Genomic DNA, 20,400 nt, shown 5'->3' with positions numbered 1-20,400 from the left:
CTACCGTTAAGTGCTTTTTACTGCATTACAATGCGGTTATTCACGCTCTTCAAATTCCTGATAGTTATAAATCCCCGCCGCTAATACCAACTGTGACGCCACTTCACGCGCTTTCTCTTTATCCACCAGCAGATCAATCAGCTTCAGTGCAAAATCAATCGAAGTGCCTGGACCCTGGCTGGATAGCAGGTTGACGCGCGGATCCCATACCACACGGCGATCCATCCAGTGTTTGTCAGGGATAGTGTCGCGCAAGCCAGGAAAGCCGGTCATATTGCCTACCGGGAACAGATCGTGCGGAATCAGCACCGTGCCAGGTGCGGCACAAATCGCGGCAACGATTTTCCCTGCCAGATGAAACTGGCGTACGGTTTCCACCAGCAGTGGGCTGTCACGGAAGGTCTCTGCGCCCTTGAGGCCGCCGGGCAGCACCACGGCGTCATAATCGTTATCCGCCACCTCAACCAGTGGCGCATCGGCCAGCAGGCGCACGCCGCGTGAGCAGACGATCTCGCGCGTGCCATCGCTTTCGACACTGGCGGTGGTGACGCTTAAGCCCGCGCGGACCAGCAGGTCGATAGTGGTGACAGCTTCAATCTCTTCACTGCCATGTGCCAGGCAAACCAGAACCGATGCGGTCGCGCTCATATTGGGACTCCTTGCGTTTAATCAGATCGTACAAACGGGTGTTCTCCGGCAGCGCAATGCCCTGCGCGCGAGCGCGGCGCAGCAGGTAGCCGGTGATGTAGTCAATTTCTGTCAGGCGCTGGGCGCGCACATCCTGCAACATTGAGGAGGTATTCGCTGCGGTGCTGTCGATGACGTCATAGATGATGTCGCGCAGGTTATCGACCGCAATGTGCTGGCCTTCACGCTCCATCACCCAGGCAATCTCTTCACACAGCGTGGCAATCTGCTGCGGCCAGGCGCGCAGGGCACCGTTCTGGCAATCGTGTTCAACGGTAAGCGGATTAATCACGCAGTTCACCGCCAGTTTGCGCCAGCTGGCAGATGCAATGTTGTCGTGCCAGGCCACGTCCGGCAGCGCCTGGTGCAGGATATCGGCGATATCGCTCATCGCGGCACTTTCACGTCCGGTGGGACCGATATGCGTGATGCCCTGCGCGACGTGTTTGATCACCGTGCCATCACGCATTGCCGCGTGAGTGGTAATGCCGCGCAGCAGCGGTTGCTGCAACTCCTTCAGCTCTTCCAGCGTGCCCATGCCATTGTGCAATAACAAAATGGCAGCATGAGCAGGCAGGATACTTTGCAGGTTTTTGACTGCCGGGGAAACCTGTGGCGCTTTTAGTGTCACCAGCAACAGCTGGCTTTCGGCAAGAAACAGCGGATCGTTGGCGATAAACGTGTGATTGCTGACCTGTCCTTGCGGATCAATCACGTTCACCGAGCAATAGGGCTGCGGCACGCGCAACCAGCCCTGAACCTCATGTCCCTGACGTGCGAGCGCGGCGAGCCAAATTTGACCCAGGGCGCCACAACCCAACACGGTAATTTTCATTTTGCCTCCCGCTGACGGGTTCTCAATTTCACGACATCGTTAAGTATAGCTTTCCGCGTATCGTGTTTAATTAGCGCCATAAGACGCGTATTATGCATGTCACTTTAGTATCAGGAGAAGAAAAGATGCCATCTTTCGATATCGTTTCCGAAGTCGAACTGCCGGAAGTGCGTAATGCGGTGGAGAATGCCAGCCGTGAAATCTCAACCCGTTTCGATTTCCGCAACGTGAGCGCCAGCATTGAGCTTAACGAAAAGAATGAGACCATCAAAATCACCAGCGAATCTGATTTCCAGGTTAAACAGCTGGTGGATATTTTGCGTGAAAAGCTGCTGAAACGCGGCATTGAAGGCGCAGCGATTGAAGTGCCAGAAGAGATCATTCACAGCGGTAAAAGCTGGAGCGTAGAAGCCAAGCTGAAAAAGGGTATCGAAAGCGATATCGCTAAAAAGCTGGTGAAGCTGATTAAAGACAGCAAGCTGAAAGTGCAAACGCAGATTCAGGGTGAAGAGCTGCGCGTGACCGGTAAATCACGCGACGATTTGCAGGGTGCAATGGCGCTGGTGCGCGGTGGCAACCTTGGTCAGCCCTTCCAGTTCAAGAACTTCCGCGACTAATCGCGTTTGTCGCGTGCGGCACGACGATAGAGCGTGCTGCGCGCGACACCTAATGCCTCCGCCGTTTTACTGATATTGCCATTGAAGCGTTGGAGCGTTTCGCTAATCAGCCGCTCATCATGGCTCTGCTTATCTTCCGCTGGCACCGCCGCTGCTCGGCGATATTCGGCTGGCAAATGCACATCAGTGACTTCTTCCCCTTCGTCCGCCAACGCCAGCAGCACGCGCAACAGACTGCGCAATTGCCGCACGTTGCCCGGCCATGGCAATTGTGCCAGCGATGCCAGCAAGGCGGGAGAAAGCTGGATATCGCGATCTGCGCCGCCCAGCTCAATCCACAACCGACCAATAAAGTCTTCGATATCTGGCCAGGCACGCAACGGCGGGATGGTCATGGAAAATTCCTGCAAGCGATAGAGAAGATCCTCGCGGAACTCGCCCTCGGCCACACGCTGCGCCAAATCACGGTGCGTGGCGCAGATCACGGCAAAATTCACCGGCCAGCTGCGACTGGAACCGAGCGGCGCGACCTCTTTTTCTTGCAGCACGCGCAGCAAACGGGTTTGTAGCGCCAGCGGCATATCTCCAATTTCATCAAGAAACAGCACGCCACCATCCGCCTCGCGGATTTTACCGATGTAGCCATTTTTGCTGGCTCCGGTAAAGGCACCAGGCTGATAACCAAATAGCTCGGATTCAACCAACGCTTCCGGAATGGCAGCACAGTTGATGGCGACAAACTTCCCATCACGCCAGCGACTCTGCTGATGCAGCGCACGGCTGACATACTCTTTACCGCTGCCGGTTTCACCGTGAATGCACAACGACACACCGGCATTCATCAGACGCACCATTTTCTCGCCATCGCGACCCAGTGAGAAGGGAAGATCCACGCTGGGTTCACTTGGCGTAGCAAAGTGGGTGCGGTGCGGAGCGCGCAGGCGGAAGTAGTAGCGCTGTTGTGCAAAATGAATCGGTAAAGGAATGGTGTTGGCCTGCTGTTCGAGCTGATCAAACAGCTGCTGGAATGTCAGGGTGCCCAACTGCCCGGTGGTGAGATTGAGTTCACGCATCGCCAGGCGGTTTGCGGCGGTGAGCACATTATCGGAGAACACCAGCAGCAACTCATCACTGGTATCAATGCCGTGCGGCTCAACGTGCAGGCTCATCAACCATTGTTGGGGATGCAGGCTTTGCTTAACCCACAAATACTCGATCTGTTTAGCGGCGGCTTTGACCCACTGAAACGTTTGCGGATGCGGGAAGTGCGCTGGGCCAGAGATATCCAGCACGCCCGCAATCTGACCGTTGGGCATTTGCAACGGCATGGCGGCGCAGTAGAGCCCCTGATTCAAGGTGAGAAAATGTTGCTGGCCTTCAATTTCACAGCCATCGTCAATCGCTAGCGCGGTGCCAATCGCATTGGTGCCGCGCCCGCATTCGCTCCACAAATTGCCAGGGGCGAGGGCGAATCGCTGCGCTTTCTCCATCGATTGCATGTCGCCAAAGGTGTTCAGTACCAAACCGGTGGCATCAGAAAGGATTACCACAGATTGTTTTTCCGCCAGTTTCTGCGCCAGCTGTTTGATCACCGGCTGGGCAAATTGTTGCAGCCCGGCATTACTGGCCAGCACATCAGCCAGCTCACCCTGGCGGACGCGAGGAAAATCATCGGCGGTGCGGTCGAGACCATACAGCTGGCTACGAAACCAGGAGTCGCTCAAAAGCGGGTTGGTATTAAAGGCAGACGCGGCTGAATTTCCCTGCATTGGTAACCTCATGCCTAAGCGAAAGTGTTGCAGCATTGTAGCGGCTTGGTTTCTGCGGTGTTGCGATACGCAACACAGATGAGGATTTTGGTGGCAGAAACCGTGCGTTTAAAAGGGCTATTGGTTTTATAAATTGATGATAGATAAAACGATTTTTCGAAAATTCGCAAGCTGAAAAAAACTGGCACGCCCGCTGCAATAGGTATGTACGGCAGCGGGCTGTTCAATCTGTTGACCCACAGGTTGCCGCTGCCAGCTAACAATAAACGACCCTACACGAAGGAGTTTGCGATGCGTTATGCACATCCCGGCACGCCCGGCGCTTTGGTCACTTTTAAAGCGACCTACGGCAATTTTATTGCGGGCAAATTCACAGAGCCGCTCAGCGGCCAGTATTTTACGAACACCTCGCCTGTTGATGGCAGCGATATTGCGCAGTTTCCGCGTTCTGACGCGCGGGATATCGATTTAGCACTGGACGCTGCTCATCAGGCCGCTGACGCCTGGGGAAAAACCAGCGTGCAACATCGGGCCAATCTGCTGCTGCAGGTGGCCGACTGCATTGAACAAAACCTCGAAATGTTGTCTGTGGCGGAGAGCTGGGACAACGGCAAGCCGATCCGTGAAACCCTCAACGCCGATCTACCGCTGGCGGTGGATCACTTCCGCTACTTCGCCGGTTGTCTGCGTGCGCAGGAAGGCAGCACCGCTGAGATTGATGAAACCACCGTTGCCTATCACTTCCATGAACCGCTGGGCGTGGTCGGGCAGATCATCCCGTGGAACTTCCCGCTGTTAATGGCGGCATGGAAACTGGCTCCGGCGCTGGCGGCGGGTAACTGCGTGGTGCTGAAACCGGCTGAGCAAACCCCGCTGGCGATCACCTTGCTGATGGAGCTGATCGGCGATCTGTTCCCGGCCGGCGTGCTTAACGTGGTGCAGGGCTTTGGCCGTGAAGCCGGTGAAGCGCTGGCCACCAGCAAACGTATCGCCAAAATCGCTTTCACCGGTTCTACGCCAGTGGGCCGTCATATTATGGCGTGCGCGGCTGAAAACATCATTCCTTGCACCGTCGAGTTGGGCGGCAAGTCGCCGAACATCTACTTTGCCGATGTGATGGACGGTGAATCGGACTTTATCGAAAAAGCGGTGGAAGGGCTGGTGCTCGGTTTCTTCAACCAGGGCGAGGTCTGTACTTGTCCATCACGTGCGTTGATCCATGAATCGATCTATGAGCCGTTTATGGCGCGGGTGATGGAGAAAGTGGCAAACATCCGTCGGGGCGATCCGCTGGATACCGACACCATGATCGGTGCTCAGGCTTCCCGTCAGCAATTCGACAAAATCCTGTCTTACATCAACATCGCGCGCGACGAAGGGGGGCAAATTCTAACCGGAGGCGATCGCGCCAGCGTCGCTGCCGAACTGGATAACGGATTCTATATCCAGCCAACCCTGATTAAAGGCACCAACCAGATGCGGTGTTTCCAGGAAGAGATTTTTGGGCCGGTTATCGGCATCACCACCTTTAAAGATGAAGCGGAAGCCTTGTCGATTGCCAACGAAACCCAGTTTGGTCTCGGGGCGGGCGTGTGGACGCGTGATACCAATCTGGCGTATCGCATGGGACGTGGCATCAAAGCCGGTCGTGTCTGGACCAACTGCTATCACATCTATCCCGCACACGCGGCTTTCGGTGGCTACAAGCAATCGGGCGTGGGACGCGAGACGCATAAGATGGCGCTTAGCGCCTACCAACAAACCAAAAATCTGCTGGTCAGCTATGGCACCGCGCCTTTGGGCCTGTTCTGAGTCTGCATCCGATCAAATGGAGAGTGAAAGATGAATATGCAAATCAAAACCACCATGAAAGCCGCCGTTGTTAAAGCCTTTGGTGAACCGTTAGTGATTGAGCAGGTGCCAGTACCGCAAGTGGGACCGGGCCAGATTCTGGTGAAAATCGCCGCGACCGGCGTGTGCCATACCGACTTACATGCCGCCGAAGGCGACTGGCCGATTAAGCCCAATCCCCCGTTTATTCCTGGCCACGAAGGCGTAGGGCAGGTAGTGGCGCTCGGTGAAGGTGTGAAGCATTTAAAACTGGGCGATCGTGTGGGCGTGCCGTGGCTCTATTCCGCATGTGGCCACTGCGAGCACTGTCTGGATAGTTGGGAAACCCTGTGCCTGTCACAGCAGAATGCCGGTTATTCGGTGAACGGCAGTTTCGCAGAATATTGCCTCGCGGATGCGAATTATGTCGGCATCATTCCGGAAAACATCGATTACAACGAAATCGCACCAATTCTGTGTGCCGGCGTGACGGTGTACAAAGGCCTGAAAATGACCGATACCAAGCCAGGCGATTGGGTAGTGGTGTCCGGTATTGGAGGTTTAGGTCATATGGCGGTGCAGTACGCGGTGGCGATGGGACTGAATGTGGCTGCGGTTGATATCGACGATGAGAAGCTGGCGTTTGCTAAGCGGCTTGGTGCCAGTGTGGTAGCGAATGCGAAGAACGTCGATCCCGCAAAAGTGTTCCAGGAAAGTTTTGGCGGCGCGCATGGTGTGCTGGTTACGGCCGTATCACCTAAAGCGTTTGAGCAGGCGATTGGTACCATGCGCCGTGGCGGCACCATGGTGCTGAACGGTCTGCCACCGGGCAAATTTGATTTGTCGATTTTCGATATGGTGCTGGACGGGATTACGGTGCGCGGTTCAATTGTGGGCACGCGTAAAGATCTCCAGGAAGCGTTGGATTTCGCCGGTCGTCATAAAGTGAAAGCCAACGTGGCGGTTGAACCGCTGACCAACATTAACGACATTTTTGCGCGTATGCATGCGGGAAAAATTGAAGGGCGTATCGTGGTGGATATGTCGCTTTAATTAGCGTGATGGTTTGTGGCGGTGCGGTTAATCGCGCCGCCACAGAGTGTGTGACTACTAACTAACAGCTGGCGAGCAGCGCTTCGATTTCGACGCGGCTCGTCACTTTACTGTCGATCTTGATATAAGCACTTTTCTCTTCCGGCACGATAAATACTGAAGAGACACCCGGCTGCGCTTTTAAACGCTTCTCAAGGTTAGGCACCGCTAATACGGCATCACTGAGCACCATGCGCAGGCTGCTGACGTAAGGCGGCTCCTGCATCGACATCGCCACAAACAACCAGGCTGCCGCGACAATCGCACCCACCAGAAACACCGTCTGCGCATCAAAGTGACCGAAGATCCAACCGCCCATGCTGCCGCCAATCGCCACGCCAATGAACTGGCTGGTGGAGTAAATGCCCATCGCTGTGCCTTTGTAGCCCGGCGGTGATTCTTTACTGATCAGCGAAGGCAGAATAGCTTCCATCAGGTTGAAGGCGAGGAAGAATAGCTGCACGCCAATCACCAGCGTCCAGAAATGACCAGCCGCACCCCACAGTACGATTTCCGCGATAATGATCAGTGCCACGCAGGTAACAAAAACGCGCTTCATGCGGCGTTTCACTTCGGCATAGATGATGAAAGGCACCACCAGAACGAAAGCGACCAGCATGGTGACCAGATAGACTTTCCAGTGTTCAGATGCCGGGAAGCCCGCTTGTTCAAACTGGCCTGGCAAAGCCACAAAACTCGACATCAGCAGGATATGCAGGCAAAGAATACCGATGTTTAATTTCAGGAGTTTAGGGTTGGCTAACACTTCACGAATGCTGGCTTTTACCATGCCGGATTCACGATTCAGCACGTGATTCGGTGCGCTCGGCACCACCAATAGCGTGATAACAATGCCCAGCGAGGCCAGAATAGCGATCATCCAGAACAGTGCATGCAAACCCAGAGCATGGGTGACAATTGGGCCTACCACCATCGCAATAGCAAAGGTCACACCGAAACTGATGCCAATAAACGCCATTGCTTTAGTGCGGTTTTGTTCGCGAGTGAGATCTGAGAGTAACGCCATGACGGCAGCGGCAATTGCGCCAGAGCCTTGTAAAGCACGACCCAGGATTACGCCCCAGATTGAGGTGGTCATCGCTGCGATAATACTGCCCAGCACGAACACTAACAGCCCGCCAACAATGAGCGGTTTGCGACCGACGCGATCGGACAGCAGACCAAACGGAATCTGGAATACGGCTTGCGCCAGACCATAGATGCCAATTGCCAGACCAATTAAGGTTTCACTGGCTCCCTGCAACGCCATACCGTACGTGGTGAGTACCGGCAGGACCATAAACATTCCCAGCATGCGCAGGGAAAAAACTGTGCCTAAACCCCATGTAGCCCGAAGCTCTACTGGCGTCATTTTATTGTCGTTCATTCCAACCTCTGTAAGTTTATGCCCTTTATACTTCAAGCCGCAGATGCGTTGGCTGCGCACGTTCACCCAGGTCACTTACTTTAGTCAGCTCCCAGGGATTCATGCACTTGCCGCCTTCCTGCATCTCGAATTATTCCGGGCATTTAGCTCTCATTTTAGGGAGCAGGGCAGGGCGGGTAAAACAATTGTTGTTAAGCAGTGGTAACAAAAAGAAAGGGCGCGAAATTCGCGCCCTTTCTGGTGTTGCGGAGCTGTATTACCAGACGTAAGTCAGCAGGTCTTTAGAGGCCGGCGTCATAAAATCAACCGACATCATCACGCTCAATGCTGTGATAGCGACAATCGAGAACACAAACAGTTTACGCGCCCAAACTTTATCGTTTGAGGTTTTGTAACCTGAAAGCGCCATGCCCAACCACCACACACTCACTGCCGCGGCGACCACCAGATACTTGTAACCCGCGTAACCGCCGAGTGTCAGCATCAGCGTAGCAATCATGAACGCCAGGATGTATAGCGTAATATGATTTTTGGCTACCGAGATACCTTTCACGACAGGCAGAACCGGGATGTTAGCCGCCTGATAATCCTTGAAGCGGAAAATCGCAATCGCGTACGAGTGCGGCATCTGCCACAGGCTAAAGATAGCCAATAAGATCAGGGCGCCAGCATCAAACTGGTTGGTCACTGCGCAGTAGCCAATCACTGGCGGTGCTGCGCCAGAGAGGCTACCGATCAGCGTGCCATACACGGAGTTGCGTTTCATATACAGGCTGTAAATGCCCACATAGACAACGAAGCCCATCACCGCCAGCCACATGGCCAGCGGGTTAGCGCCGAAATACAGCAACGCAAAGCCAGCAATACCCAATGCGGTTGCATAAACCAGGCTTACTTTCGCCGAGATCAGGCCTTTGACCAGAACACGGTTCCGCGTTCTCTCCATTTTGATATCGATATCGCGGTCAATCACGTTGTTGAATACACAACCCGATGCGACAACCAGCGAAACGCCCACCAGTGAATAGAGAAACAGGGGGTAATCAATGCTGCCTTTCGAAGCCAGCAAGAATCCACCGATCACAGAAATTAAGTTGCCGAAAATAATTCCTGGTTTTGTTACTTGCAGGTATTGCTTAATCATTACGTGTGACTCTTTAGTCGGCCATCATGTTGTAGTTGAGGTTCCACATGATCCACAGTGAGCCGACAACAACAATCAGAATGATGAGTGCTGAGAAGACTATCGCCACCATGTTCCAGCCACCCTCTGACTTGCTGTCTAAGTGCAGGAAGTAGACCAGGTGCACTAACACCTGAACCACCGCACACACCAGAACCACACCCAGAATCGTGCCGTGTGATGCGCCGCCATCCATTACCATCCAGAACGGAATACCGGTCAGGATGATAGAGAGGATGAAGCCGATCATGTAAGACTTCACGCTACCGTGAGAAGCGCCATGTTCGTTAACTGAATGACTCATTACATGGCTCCCATCAGATAGACAACGGTGAATACGCAGATCCAAACCACATCCAGGAAGTGCCAGAACAAGCTCAGGCACATGATGCGGGTGCGGTTGGTTGCAGTCAGACCACGTTTAGAAATCTGGAACATCATCACTGCCATCCAGATCAGGCCTGAGGTCACGTGCAGACCGTGGGTACCGACCAGCGTAAAGAACGCGGACAGGAAACCACTGCGGTCAGGACCGAAGCCTTCCAGGATCAGATGATGGAATTCATAGATTTCCATGCCGATGAATCCAGCACCAAACAGGAAGGTCAGAGCCAACCAGCTGATGACTGAACCCTTGTTCTGGTTGTTCATCGCGATCACTGCCATTCCATAAGTAATGGAGCTGAGCAGCAGCAGCGCGGTTTCAACCAGCACAAACGGCAGTTCAAAGATGTCTTTACCTGCCGGACCACCGGCAGTGTTATTGACCATAACTGCATAGGTCGCAAACAGGGTTGCGAAGATAATGCAGTCACTCATCAGGTAGATCCAGAAGCCAAAGACTTTATTGGCTCCTGCATCGTGATGCCCATGCTCCGCATGGGCGTCGTGGTGGTGTTTTGCAGTTTCAGTTGACATTATTTCAGACCTGCTTTGCTGATTTCGTCAAAGTGCTTCTTCTCGATCTGCTCGACTTCAGCAACCGGAACGTAGTAATCCACGTCTTCATCGAAGCTCTTCACAATCCAGGTCACAATTGTGGCCAGGAAGGTAAGGCCAGCCAGCCACCAGATGTGCCAGATCATCGCGAAACCAAACACAGTCATGAAGGCTGCGATAATCAGGGCTGCGCCGCTGTTTTTCGGCATATGAATTTCTTCATATTTTTCTGGTTGCTTATAGGCTTCGCCTTTCTCTTTCATTTCCCAGAACGCATCGCGCTCGTGGATTTCAGGGATAACAGCAAAGTTATAGAACGGAGGCGGTGAAGAGGTTGCCCACTCCAGCGTACGACCACCCCACGGGTCACCGGTCAGATCGCGGTTCTGGTCGCGGTCACGCACAGAAACGTAGAACTGAGTCAGCTGGCACAGGATACCGCATGCAATCAGTGCCGCACCGCCTGCTGCAACAACCAGCAGTGAGTGGAACTGAGGATCGATGTCCTGGCTGATACGACGGGTCATACCCATGAAGCCCAGTGCGTACAGCGGCATGAAGGCAACGAAGAAACCAATGATCCAGAACCAGAATGCACGGATACCCCATTTTTCGTTCAGGGTGAAGCCGAATGCTTTCGGGAACCAGTAGGTCACGCCAGCCATACAACCGAACACCACACCACCGATAATCACGTTATGGAAGTGTGCAATCAGGAACAAGCTGTTGTGCAGAATGAAGTCCGCACCTGGAACGGCCAGCAGAACACCGGTCATACCACCAATAGAGAAGGTGACCAGGAAGCCGATTGTCCACAGCATCGCTGAGTGGAACTCAACGCGACCCTGATACATGGTGAACAGCCAGTTGAAGATTTTCACGCCGGTCGGAATGGCGATGATCATCGTCATAATACCGAAGAAGGCGTTAACGTTGGCGCCGGCACCCATGGTGAAGAAGTGGTGCAGCCAAACGATGAACGACAGAACGGTAATTGCGATGGTCGCCCACACCAGAGAGGTATAACCGAACAGACGCTTTTTGGAGAAGGTTGCAGTGACTTCCGCGAACACACCGAATACCGGCAGAACGAGGATGTATACTTCCGGGTGACCCCAGACCCAAATCAGGTTGACGTACATCATCATGTTACCGCCCATTTCATTGGTGAAGAAATGGAAGCCGAGGTAACGGTCAAGCGTCAACAGTGCCAGCGTGACGGTCAGAACCGGGAACGCAGCGATGATCAGGACGTTGGTACACAGTGATGCCCAGGTGAATACAGGCATCTTGAACAGGTCCATACCCGGTGCACGCATCTTCAGAATGGTCACGAAGAAGTTGATACCGGTCAGTGTCGTACCGATACCGGATAGCTGGAGACTCCAGATCCAATAATCGACCCCGACGCCAGGACTGTATTCCGCGCCCGAAAGCGGTGGATAAGCCAACCAGCCAGTCTGTGCGAACTCGCCCACACCCAGAGAAATGTTCACCAGGATCACACCGATCGCAGTAAACCAGAAGCTCAGGTTGTTCAGGAACGGGAAGGCAACGTCACGTGCACCGATTTGCAGCGGTACCGCGATGTTCATCAGACCTACCACGAAAGGCATCGCCACGAAGAAGATCATGATCACGCCGTGCGCGGTGAAGATCTGGTCGTAGTGGTGCGGTGGTAATATGCCGGCTTCGCCTGCGGAAGCCATCACTTGTTGGGTACGCATCATTACTGCATCGGCAAAGCCGCGCAGCAGCATGACGAAAGCCATGATGATGTACATGATACCCAGTTTTTTGTGGTCAATGGAGGTGAACCATTCTGACCACAGGTATTGCCACTTACCAAAATAAGTAATCGCGGCAACCAGTGCCAGACCACCTAAGATGATTGCGGCTACCGTTACCACGATAATGGGTTCGTGGTATGGCACTGCATCCAGTGTTAATTTTCCGAACATCGTATTATTCCTCGGCTCCCGCAGCAGCGGCGTGATTCATGTCCATGCCTTTGTGCTCTGGCATGTCCATCTTCCCGTGGCTCATCATGAACTTATCAATAACCTGCTTGAACAGTTCTGGATTCGCAGTTGAGAAATATTCCACCGGGTGATTTTCGCTTGGCGCAGCCAGTTTCTCGAAATCATCCATGGTGGTCAGCGCGTTAGGTGCTGCTTTAACTTTAGCCACCCACTGCTGGAATTCCGCATCGTCTTTGGTTGCAATAGCTTTAAACTTCATGCCAGAGAAACCGCGACCACTGAAGTTCGCAGAGATACCGTCGAATGTTCCTGGCTCATTGGCGATCAGGTGCAGTTTAGTCTGCATGCCCGCCATGGCGTAGATCTGGCTACCGAGCGTAGGAATAAAGAAGGAGTTCATTACGGAGTTGGAGGTGATCTTGAAGTTCACCGGAGTATTTGCCGGGAAGGCAATCTGGTTCACGGTTGCAATACCCTGTTCCGGGTAGATAAACAGCCATTTCCAGTCCAGCGCAACCACATCGATCTCAACCGGCTTCACATCAGAGACCAGCGGTTTGCTTGGCTCAAGTGCGTGGGTTGATTTCCAGGTCAGCACGCCGAGGAAGATAATGATCAGGATTGGAATCGTCCAGACCACGGCTTCCACTTTGTTAGAGTGTGACCAGTTAGGGCTATAAGTCGCATTAGTATTGGTTGCCCGATATTTCCAGGCAAAGAATACTGCCATGAAGACTGCCGGGATAACCACGATCATCATCAAGCCAAAAGCTGTCAGAATCAGCGAACGTTGCTCCAGTGCAATCTGTCCTTTGGGATTTAACAACGCACTATCGCAGCCACTGAGTAATACAGCGCCTGCAATTAATGACAAAATCCCCAAACTTTTATTGTATTTCCTGAGTCTCATTTAACGACCTCAATGACAAAGGGCTCTATTGTCGTTTAAGTGTGCGCGCATTTTACGGGAAGGTTTATGCAGTGTAAACCAGCTTAAGGATGTGTCAGAAGGCTGTTGACACCTTTTGCTAAGGGTGTCACAGATGTTGCGCAGGGTGACAAATTATTAATTGCGACAAGCAGTTGGCGTCAATATAACAAAAAACAATGATAGAAACCGCAGAAAAATCAGGGAAAGCATAAACCGTACTATTAATGCCCATTTATTTAACAATTATGTAGCATTTGGGTGATGAGTTTTCTACAAAGTAATTGCGCACCGGATTTAAATATAATCCAGGGTTGTTAATTTAATGTTTCTTTTTCGCGATGAAAAAAATGCTATTCGTTAAAATGAGTTCGTTGGATTTTTTTTAGCCAAATATTTAGCCGCTGGCAAATTATCATTACTTAACTCAGATTTTTTCCCGGCATTTTTCTTAACGCCAGACAATCCAGAATCACACCTAGCGCCACGGCCACCAGCGCTAGTGCCATGCCCCACTCAAAAAGCGGAGTCAGCAAGGCATTGACATGCCAGACGTCAGCCGCATTTAGTGCCAGCAGCACTAACCAGAGCGCCAGCAGGCCACAGCCGGCGCTAAACAGGCGCACTGTCCAGCGATAGCCTTGCGGCCACAGGCTTCGCATGACAAAACGTCCGTCTTGCTGAATGGCTTGCAGAGTGCCGCGGCTGATCCACAACAGCAATAAGCCAGGCACGCCAGCGAACACAGTGAAAGCGTAGAAGGTCGGCCAGCCCCACAGCTCAACCAGCCATCCCGCTGCCGGTCCGACATAGACACGCCCGACGGCAGAAAGCGCCGAGAGCAGCGCGAACTGTGTCGCGGAAAACGATTTGTTGCACAGCGTCATCAGCAGGGCAACAAAGGCGGCGGTGCCCATCCCTCCGCAAAGGTTCTCAATGAACACCGCGCTCGCCATGCTCCATAAATGAGGCGGCGTCACGGCCAATAGCCAGTAAGCGAAGTTGGAAACGGCCTGAAGAATGCCGAAAATCATCAGGGCACGGAACAGGCTCAGGCGTTGCATCAGCACACCGCCGTACAGCGCACCAATGATGGTTGCCAGCAATCCCAGCGTTTTATTCACCAGTCCGACATCGCCGGCGCTGAAACCTACACCGCGAATCAGGAAGGTGGTGGTGAGCGACGCAGCAAAAGCATCACCCAGCTTATAAAGGATGATTAAGGTGATCAGCAGCCAGGCATTGTTACGCAGGAAGAAGTCTTTGAGCGGGAACGAAACGGCCTGACGCAGGGTGTGCGGCTCGCGCGCGGGTGCTGCGGGCTCTTTGGCCAGCAATGTCGCAATCAAACCTGGCAACATCAACAGTGCCATTAACCAGTAAGTCGCCTGCCATCCCAGATAGCGATCGGCCAGCCACAGCGCCAGTCCGCCTGAAATCAGCATCGCCAGGCGATAACCCAACACAGTAATCGCGGCTCCGCTGCCCCGTTCTTCTGGCGGTAGCACATCGGTTTTCCAGGCATCAAACACGATATCCTGCGATGCAGAACAGAAGGCAACCAGCACGGCCAGGGCAGCCAGCAGCGTCAGATCGCGCGAAGGCTGCATAAAGCCCATGGCGATAATACCGGCGATCAGTGCGAGTTGAGTGACCAGTAGCCAGCCACGGCGACGGCCAAGAAACGGCGGGGTATAGCGATCCATCATCGGCGACCACAGGAACTTAAACACGTAAGCCTGGCCGACAAGGGAGAAGAAACCGATGGTTTTCAGGTCGACATTCTCTACGGTCATCCACGCCTGTAGGGTCCCGGCCGTGAGTGCTAAAGGCAGTCCGGAAGCAAAACCGAGCAGCAGTAATACGGCTGCATTACGTTGGGTGAAAATGCGCAGATAGTGAGAAGTCATAACCAACCTGAAATGATGCCCGGCCAAAGATGACCGGGCAGAATAGCTGAGGAATTAGCGGGCGTTCTGTTTAATAAATTCGTGAACGCTGGTGTCCTGCGCCATATCAGCAATCACGTCGCTCAGGGTAGAGTTGACCGCGTTGGTGATCTTCGCGTTAGTGGCGGTGAATGCGCCTTCTACGCTGTAAGTCTGACGATAGTTTTTAACCTGCTTGTTACCGTTTTTCGCGGTTGCAATGATGGAAATGTCAGCTTTAGTGGTAATGCTGTAACGCACGTTACCTTGTGTCACATCAGCGTAAAGACCATTGACGACAATCTGCAGGTCAACCGCACCGTTTGGTCCGATCATATAACCGCGTGCTGTCATCTGCTTCTCCAGCACTTCCTGTAACAGGAAACGCAGATCGCGCGATGGTGTTAAGGTGACTAACTGACCGTCACGATTCACTTTTGCCAGTGCCTGATCGGAACGCTGATCGGCACCGTTAACGCTGATGGTGGCACCCATCAGACCGGGATCTTGCTGTGGCAGCTGGATCTTAGGCTGAATGTTCAGGGTGGTGTTATTGCTGGCACAGCCGGCTAAAATAAACGCAGCCAGCAGAGGGAATAACAGTTTTTTCAACATACTCATTCTCGTTAGCATATGGGTTGGTTTGCAAAACTGCGGCCATCATAGCATTGCGCGACGGCGAAAAAAGCCCCGTGCCAGTGGAAATTGATTGTAAAGGCTTTTTTCGGACAGGCGGTCATGCAACAGCATTGACCTGACGCATGAGCCCGTTAAGATGCGCAGCAGATCAGGAATTATTTCCGGCGCGCCTGCGGGTTGGGCTAAAAACCTACTAATATTTAAACAGATGGGCACAGCGCTCGCCGTTGAGGAGTGTTAACAATGATTCGCGAACAAATAGAAGAAAAGCTGCGTAAGGCGTTCGAACCTGCACATCTCGAAGTGCATGATGAAAGCTATCGTCATAACGTGCCCGCTGGTTCTGAAAGTCACTTTAAAGTGGTGATTGTCAGCGATGTGTTTACCGGCCAGCGATTCCTGCAGCGTCATCGCGCCATTTATGGCGAATTGACCGAAGAGTTAGCAGGGAGCGTGCACGCACTGGCACTACACACTTACACGCAAAAAGAGTGGGATGGCTTGCAAGATACCGTGCTGGCGTCACCGAACTGTCGTGGAGCGGGTACCCTCGCCTGAGTTCACACTTCATCCTCTCTCAAAACGGCCTGCGGGCCGTTTTCTTTTCATCTATTACCCTCAAACGCGATCCATGGCGCAAAAAAGCAGCAAAACCGCTAAAAAGTGGTGAGTTTGCAGCCTCGACTCATTCCAGCGATGCCGCTATAATGCGGCGTCTATTTTTCCGGAATGTCTTCGGGACGCTTCTGGTGACAGGGATTAGGTTCTGCCTGCAGAGGCCGTCCCGATTGTTGGATACGGCGCATTTAATGTGTGGTGTCTGAAGTTGACCGAGCACGTGATTTTTTGAGGTAACAAGATGACAGTTTCAGTAGAAACCACTCAGGGTCTGGGCCGTCGCATTTCGATTACTGTTGCAGCTGACAGCATCGAAAGCGCAGTGAAGAAAGAACTGGTGGAAGTGGCTAAGAAAGTCCGTATCGACGGTTTCCGTAAAGGCAAAGTGCCGGCAAACATCATTTCTCAGCGCTACGGTGCTTCTGTTCGCCAGGACGTGCTGGGCGAGCTGATGACGCGCAACTTCGTTGACGCCATCATCAAAGAGAAAATCAACCCAGCTGGCGCACCAAACTACGTGCCAGGTGAGTACAAAGAAGGTGAAGATTTCACCTACGCGGTTGAGTTCGAAGTGTATCCTGAAGTTGAGCTGAAAGGCCTGGATGATATCGAAGTCGAGAAGCCAGTGGTTGAAGTCACCGATGCTGACGTTGATACCATGCTGGAAACCCTGCAGAAGCAGCAGGCGACCTGGAAAGAGAGCGATGCAGCAGCGACTGCTGAAGATCGCGCAACCATCGACTTCTCCGGTTCAGTAGACGGCGAAGAGTTCGAAGGCGGCAAAGCGTCTGACTTCGTACTGGCGATGGGCCAGGGTCGTATGATCCCAGGCTTCGAAGAAGGTGTTGTTGGCCACAAAGCGGGCGAAACCTTCACTATCGACGTGAAATTCCCGGACGATTACCACGCTGAAACCCTTAAAGGGAAAGACGCGAAGTTCGAAATCGTGCTGAAAAAAGTGGAAACTCGCGAGCTGCCAGAACTGACTGAAGAGTTCATCAAGCGCTTTGGCGTTGAAGATGGTTCCGTTGCCGGTCTGCGTGCAGAAGTGCGTAAGAACATGGATCGTGAGCTGAAAGGCGCTATTCGTAACCGCGTAAAATCTCAGGCGATTGATGGTCTGGTTGAAGCCAACGACATCGACGTGCCAGTGGCACTGATCGACAGCGAAATCGACGTTCTGCGTCGTCAGGCTGCTCAGCGTTTTGGTGGCAACGAGAAGCAAGCTTTCGAACTGCCACGTGAGTTGTTCGAAGAGCAGGCTAAACGTCGCGTTGTTGTCGGTCTGCTGCTGGGCGAAGTGATTCGCATCAACGAGCTGAAAGCTGACGAAGACCGCGTTAAAGCGCTGATCGAAGAGATGGCTTCTGCATACGAAGATCCGCAGGAAGTGATCGAGTTCTACAGCAAGAACAACGAGCTGATGAACAACATGCGCAACGTTGCGCTGGAAGAGCAGGCTGTTGAAGCGGTTCTGGCGAAAGCCAAAGTGACCGATAAAGCAACCAACTTCCAGGAACTGATGAACCAGACCTCAGCGGCCTGATTCGTTAGTTAACCGAAAGTGCGAAGCCCGCGACTGAAAAGTCGCGGGCTTTTTCGTTTTAAGGCGCTAACCGCACAGATTTGTCCTCTATTTGCCTAATTAATCGGCAAATTGTTCGCTAAGCTCTTTTTCCGTGTTAGCGAATGGGCAAAAGGTTGTTATGCTTGAAACAACTGGGCAGCATCCCCAGATACAGGGAGAATGCATGAAAACAGTGAGACTGGCTGATTAACCGTCCTGTTATGTCGGAGTGAGAAGGCAGCGCATAGTTTTCCCGACGCGCCTCACGTAATATCGGTACAGAATGTTGCCAATGAAATTTATCAGGAGACGGTAATGTCATACAGTGGCGATCGTGAATTTACTGCACCGCACATGGCGCTGGTGCCAATGGTGGTCGAACAAACCTCGCGCGGCGAGCGTTCATACGACATTTACTCCCGCCTGCTCAAAGAGCGTGTGATCTTCCTGACCGGCCAGGTTGAAGATCATATGGCCAACCTGATCGTGGCGCAGATGCTGTTTCTGGAAGCTGAGAATCCTGAAAAAGACATTTATCTCTACATTAACTCGCCAGGCGGCGTGATTACTGCCGGGATGTCGATTTATGACACTATGAAATTTATCAAGCCGGACGTCAGCACCATTTGTATGGGTCAGGCTTGTTCAATGGGTGCGTTCCTGCTGACTGCAGGTACCAAAGGTAAGCGCTTCTGCCTGCCGAATTCCCGCGTCATGATTCACCAGCCGCTGGGCGGTTATCAGGGCCAGGCGACGGATATCGAAATCCATGCGCGTGAAATTCTGAAAGTGAAGCAGCGTATGAATGAGTTGATGGCTGAACATACCGGCAAATCACTGGAAGAGATCGAACGCGACACTGAGCGCGATCGTTTCCTCTCTGCCAGCGAAGCGGTAGAGTATGGCTTGGTCGATTCCATCCTGACGCATCGCCAATAAGACACATCTGGCTGCCCCTTACGCTATAGTTAACGGGGCAGCACGATGAGTTGCATGAATATCGGCCGTTGATGTGCGGCCAGTGCCGTACACCAAATTGGGTCTGAGAACGAAAAGAGGTTAGCTGATGACAGATAAGCGCAAAGACGGTTCAGGTAAGTTGCTGTACTGCTCTTTCTGCGGCAAAAGCCAGCATGAAGTCCGTAAGCTGATTGCCGGGCCGTCAGTGTATATTTGCGACGAATGTGTTGATTTATGCAACGACATCATTCGCGAAGAGATTAAAGAAGTGGCTCCGCACCGTGAGCGCAGTGCACTGCCGACACCGCATGAAATCCGTCATCATTTAGATGATTACGTCATCGGTCAGGAAAGGGCGAAAAAAGTGCTGGCGGTAGCGGTCTATAACCACTACAAACGTCTGCGCAACGGCGATACCAGTAATGGAATCGAACTGGGCAAAAGTAACATTCTGCTGATCGGTCCAACCGGTAGCGGTAAAACCTTGCTGGCTGAAACCCTGGCGCGTTTGCTGGATGTTCCGTTCACCATGGCGGATGCCACCACCCTGACCGAAGCCGGTTATGTGGGTGAGGATGTGGAGAACATCATCCAGAAATTGCTGCAGAAGTGTGATTACGATGTGCAGAAAGCACAGCGCGGTATCGTTTATATCGATGAAATCGATAAGATTTCTCGTAAGTCAGATAACCCGTCAATCACGCGTGACGTTTCCGGTGAAGGCGTACAACAGGCGTTGCTGAAGCTTATCGAAGGTACCGTTGCCGCCGTTCCGCCGCAGGGTGGACGTAAGCATCCACAGCAGGAGTTCCTGCAGGTTGATACGTCTAAGATCCTGTTCATTTGTGGTGGTGCTTTTGCTGGCCTTGACAAAGTGATTTCCCAGCGCGTGGAAACCGGATCCGGTATCGGCTTCGGCGCTACGGTGAAAGGTAAATCGCAAAAAGCCAGCGAAGGCGAGTTGCTGTCGCAGGTTGAGCCAGAAGATCTAATCAAATTTGGTCTGATTCCAGAATTCATTGGTCGTCTGCCGGTGGTGGCGACGCTGAGTGAATTGAGTGAAGAAGCCCTGATTCAGATTCTGCGCGAACCGAAGAATGCGTTGACCAAACAGTACCAGGCTCTGTTTAACCTTGAAGGTGTGGAGCTGGAGTTCCGTGATGAAGCTCTGACGGCGATCGCTAAGAAAGCGATGTCACGCAAAACCGGCGCGCGTGGTCTGCGTTCTATCGTAGAAGGTGCGCTGCTGGAAACCATGTACGATCTGCCATCGATGGATGACGTGGAAAAAGTGGTGATTGATGAGTCAGTGATTGACGGTCAATCCGAGCCGATGTTGATTTATGGTAAGCACGAAGCTCAGGCTTCTGGCGAATAAATAAACAATCTAACCATGTTGTTATCTTAAAAAAGGGGAAAATGTTTCCCCTTTTGTTTTT

The 20,400-nt window shown here is 52.7% G+C and carries 18 protein-coding genes; 7 read left to right on the top strand and 11 right to left on the bottom strand.

Going from position 1 to position 20,400, the window contains the following annotated elements; all coding sequences use genetic code 11:
- Positions 1-36: 36 nt before the first annotated feature.
- Positions 37-648: a protein deglycase YajL gene (yajL, locus tag FD737_RS03230; RefSeq protein WP_097117495.1), complete on the bottom strand. Its 612-nt coding sequence runs from the start codon at positions 646-648 to the stop codon at positions 37-39.
- Positions 602-1,522 (bottom strand): 2-dehydropantoate 2-reductase, encoded by a 921-nt coding sequence (gene panE / locus FD737_RS03225; protein ID WP_045833921.1) that lies wholly within the window; start codon positions 1,520-1,522, stop codon positions 602-604. Before panE ends, yajL begins: the two co-directional genes overlap by 47 nt.
- 125 nt (positions 1,523-1,647) lie before the next feature.
- Between panE and FD737_RS03220 the strand changes: the two genes are divergently transcribed.
- The gene (locus tag FD737_RS03220) at positions 1,648-2,139 is read left to right on the top strand and encodes a YajQ family cyclic di-GMP-binding protein (protein ID WP_034831052.1); all 492 of its coding nucleotides are present in this window, start codon (positions 1,648-1,650) and stop codon (positions 2,137-2,139) included.
- Here the strand turns inward: FD737_RS03220 and FD737_RS03215 are convergent.
- A complete protein-coding gene (locus FD737_RS03215) occupies positions 2,136-3,908 on the bottom strand; it encodes a sigma-54-dependent Fis family transcriptional regulator (RefSeq protein ID WP_160832681.1) in 1,773 nt (590 codons plus the stop codon). The genes FD737_RS03220 and FD737_RS03215 overlap by 4 nt on opposite strands.
- Positions 3,909-4,199: 291 nt before the next feature.
- On the opposite strand from FD737_RS03215, the gene FD737_RS03210 reads away from it, so the two are divergent.
- Together FD737_RS03210 and adhP are read left to right on the top strand one after the other, a co-directional pair.
- Positions 4,200-5,720: an aldehyde dehydrogenase family protein gene (locus FD737_RS03210; RefSeq protein WP_097117493.1), complete on the top strand. Its 1,521-nt coding sequence runs from the start codon at positions 4,200-4,202 to the stop codon at positions 5,718-5,720.
- A gap of 30 nt (positions 5,721-5,750) precedes the next feature.
- Positions 5,751-6,791, top strand: a complete 1,041-nt coding sequence (adhP, locus tag FD737_RS03205) for an alcohol dehydrogenase AdhP (protein WP_034831060.1) — start codon at positions 5,751-5,753, stop codon at positions 6,789-6,791.
- 61 nt (positions 6,792-6,852) lie between these two features.
- Here adhP and FD737_RS03200 read toward each other — a convergent pair whose 3' ends face one another.
- The 8 genes from FD737_RS03200 to FD737_RS03165 form a co-directional block, all read right to left on the bottom strand.
- Positions 6,853-8,217: an MFS transporter gene (locus FD737_RS03200; protein WP_034828088.1), complete on the bottom strand. Its 1,365-nt coding sequence runs from the start codon at positions 8,215-8,217 to the stop codon at positions 6,853-6,855.
- 256 nt (positions 8,218-8,473) lie between these two features.
- A complete protein-coding gene (gene cyoE, locus FD737_RS03195; protein ID WP_034828090.1) occupies positions 8,474-9,361 on the bottom strand; it encodes a heme o synthase in 888 nt (295 codons plus the stop codon).
- Between the two features lie 13 nt (positions 9,362-9,374).
- Positions 9,375-9,704, bottom strand: a complete 330-nt coding sequence (locus tag FD737_RS03190) for a cytochrome o ubiquinol oxidase subunit IV (RefSeq protein WP_034828092.1) — start codon at positions 9,702-9,704, stop codon at positions 9,375-9,377.
- Positions 9,704-10,318, bottom strand: a complete 615-nt coding sequence (locus FD737_RS03185) for a cytochrome o ubiquinol oxidase subunit III (protein WP_038648564.1) — start codon at positions 10,316-10,318, stop codon at positions 9,704-9,706. Before FD737_RS03185 ends, FD737_RS03190 begins: the two co-directional genes overlap by 1 nt.
- Positions 10,318-12,300, bottom strand: coding sequence for a cytochrome o ubiquinol oxidase subunit I (gene cyoB / locus FD737_RS03180; protein WP_034828096.1), 1,983 nt, complete (start codon positions 12,298-12,300; stop codon positions 10,318-10,320). The genes FD737_RS03185 and cyoB overlap by 1 nt, the downstream gene beginning before the upstream one ends.
- Positions 12,301-12,304: 4 nt before the next feature.
- Positions 12,305-13,231: a cytochrome o ubiquinol oxidase subunit II gene (gene cyoA, locus FD737_RS03175; protein WP_034828097.1), complete on the bottom strand. Its 927-nt coding sequence runs from the start codon at positions 13,229-13,231 to the stop codon at positions 12,305-12,307.
- Positions 13,232-13,671: 440 nt separating this feature from the next.
- Positions 13,672-15,159 carry a muropeptide MFS transporter AmpG gene (gene ampG / locus FD737_RS03170; RefSeq protein WP_160832680.1) on the bottom strand — a complete coding sequence of 496 codons (1,488 nt, stop codon included), beginning with the start codon at positions 15,157-15,159 and terminating at the stop codon, positions 13,672-13,674.
- Positions 15,160-15,213: 54 nt separating this feature from the next.
- The gene (locus FD737_RS03165; protein ID WP_034828101.1) at positions 15,214-15,792 is read right to left on the bottom strand and encodes a lipoprotein; all 579 of its coding nucleotides are present in this window, start codon (positions 15,790-15,792) and stop codon (positions 15,214-15,216) included.
- A gap of 267 nt (positions 15,793-16,059) precedes the next feature.
- Here FD737_RS03165 and bolA point away from each other — a divergent pair, with 267 nt between their 5' ends.
- From bolA to clpX, 4 genes are all read left to right on the top strand, one after another.
- Positions 16,060-16,374 carry a transcriptional regulator BolA gene (bolA, locus tag FD737_RS03160; protein WP_034828103.1) on the top strand — a complete coding sequence of 105 codons (315 nt, stop codon included), beginning with the start codon at positions 16,060-16,062 and terminating at the stop codon, positions 16,372-16,374.
- A 301-nt stretch (positions 16,375-16,675) separates the two neighbouring features.
- On the top strand, positions 16,676-17,980 hold the full coding sequence (gene tig, locus FD737_RS03155) for a trigger factor (protein ID WP_160832679.1): 1,305 nt from the start codon (positions 16,676-16,678) through the stop codon (positions 17,978-17,980).
- Positions 17,981-18,316: 336 nt separating this feature from the next.
- A complete protein-coding gene (gene clpP, locus FD737_RS03150) occupies positions 18,317-18,940 on the top strand; it encodes an ATP-dependent Clp endopeptidase proteolytic subunit ClpP (RefSeq protein ID WP_008103933.1) in 624 nt (207 codons plus the stop codon).
- A 127-nt stretch (positions 18,941-19,067) separates the two neighbouring features.
- Positions 19,068-20,339 (top strand): ATP-dependent protease ATP-binding subunit ClpX, encoded by a 1,272-nt coding sequence (gene clpX, locus FD737_RS03145; RefSeq protein WP_034828109.1) that lies wholly within the window; start codon positions 19,068-19,070, stop codon positions 20,337-20,339.
- Positions 20,340-20,400 lie beyond the last annotated feature (61 nt).

The organism is Pantoea sp. Seng (assembly GCF_009829935.1).
GTDB lineage: Bacteria > Pseudomonadota > Gammaproteobacteria > Enterobacterales > Enterobacteriaceae > Pantoea > Pantoea communis.
The sequence above is the reverse complement of the archived record's forward strand: the minus strand, read 5'-3'. Positions and strand labels throughout refer to the sequence as shown.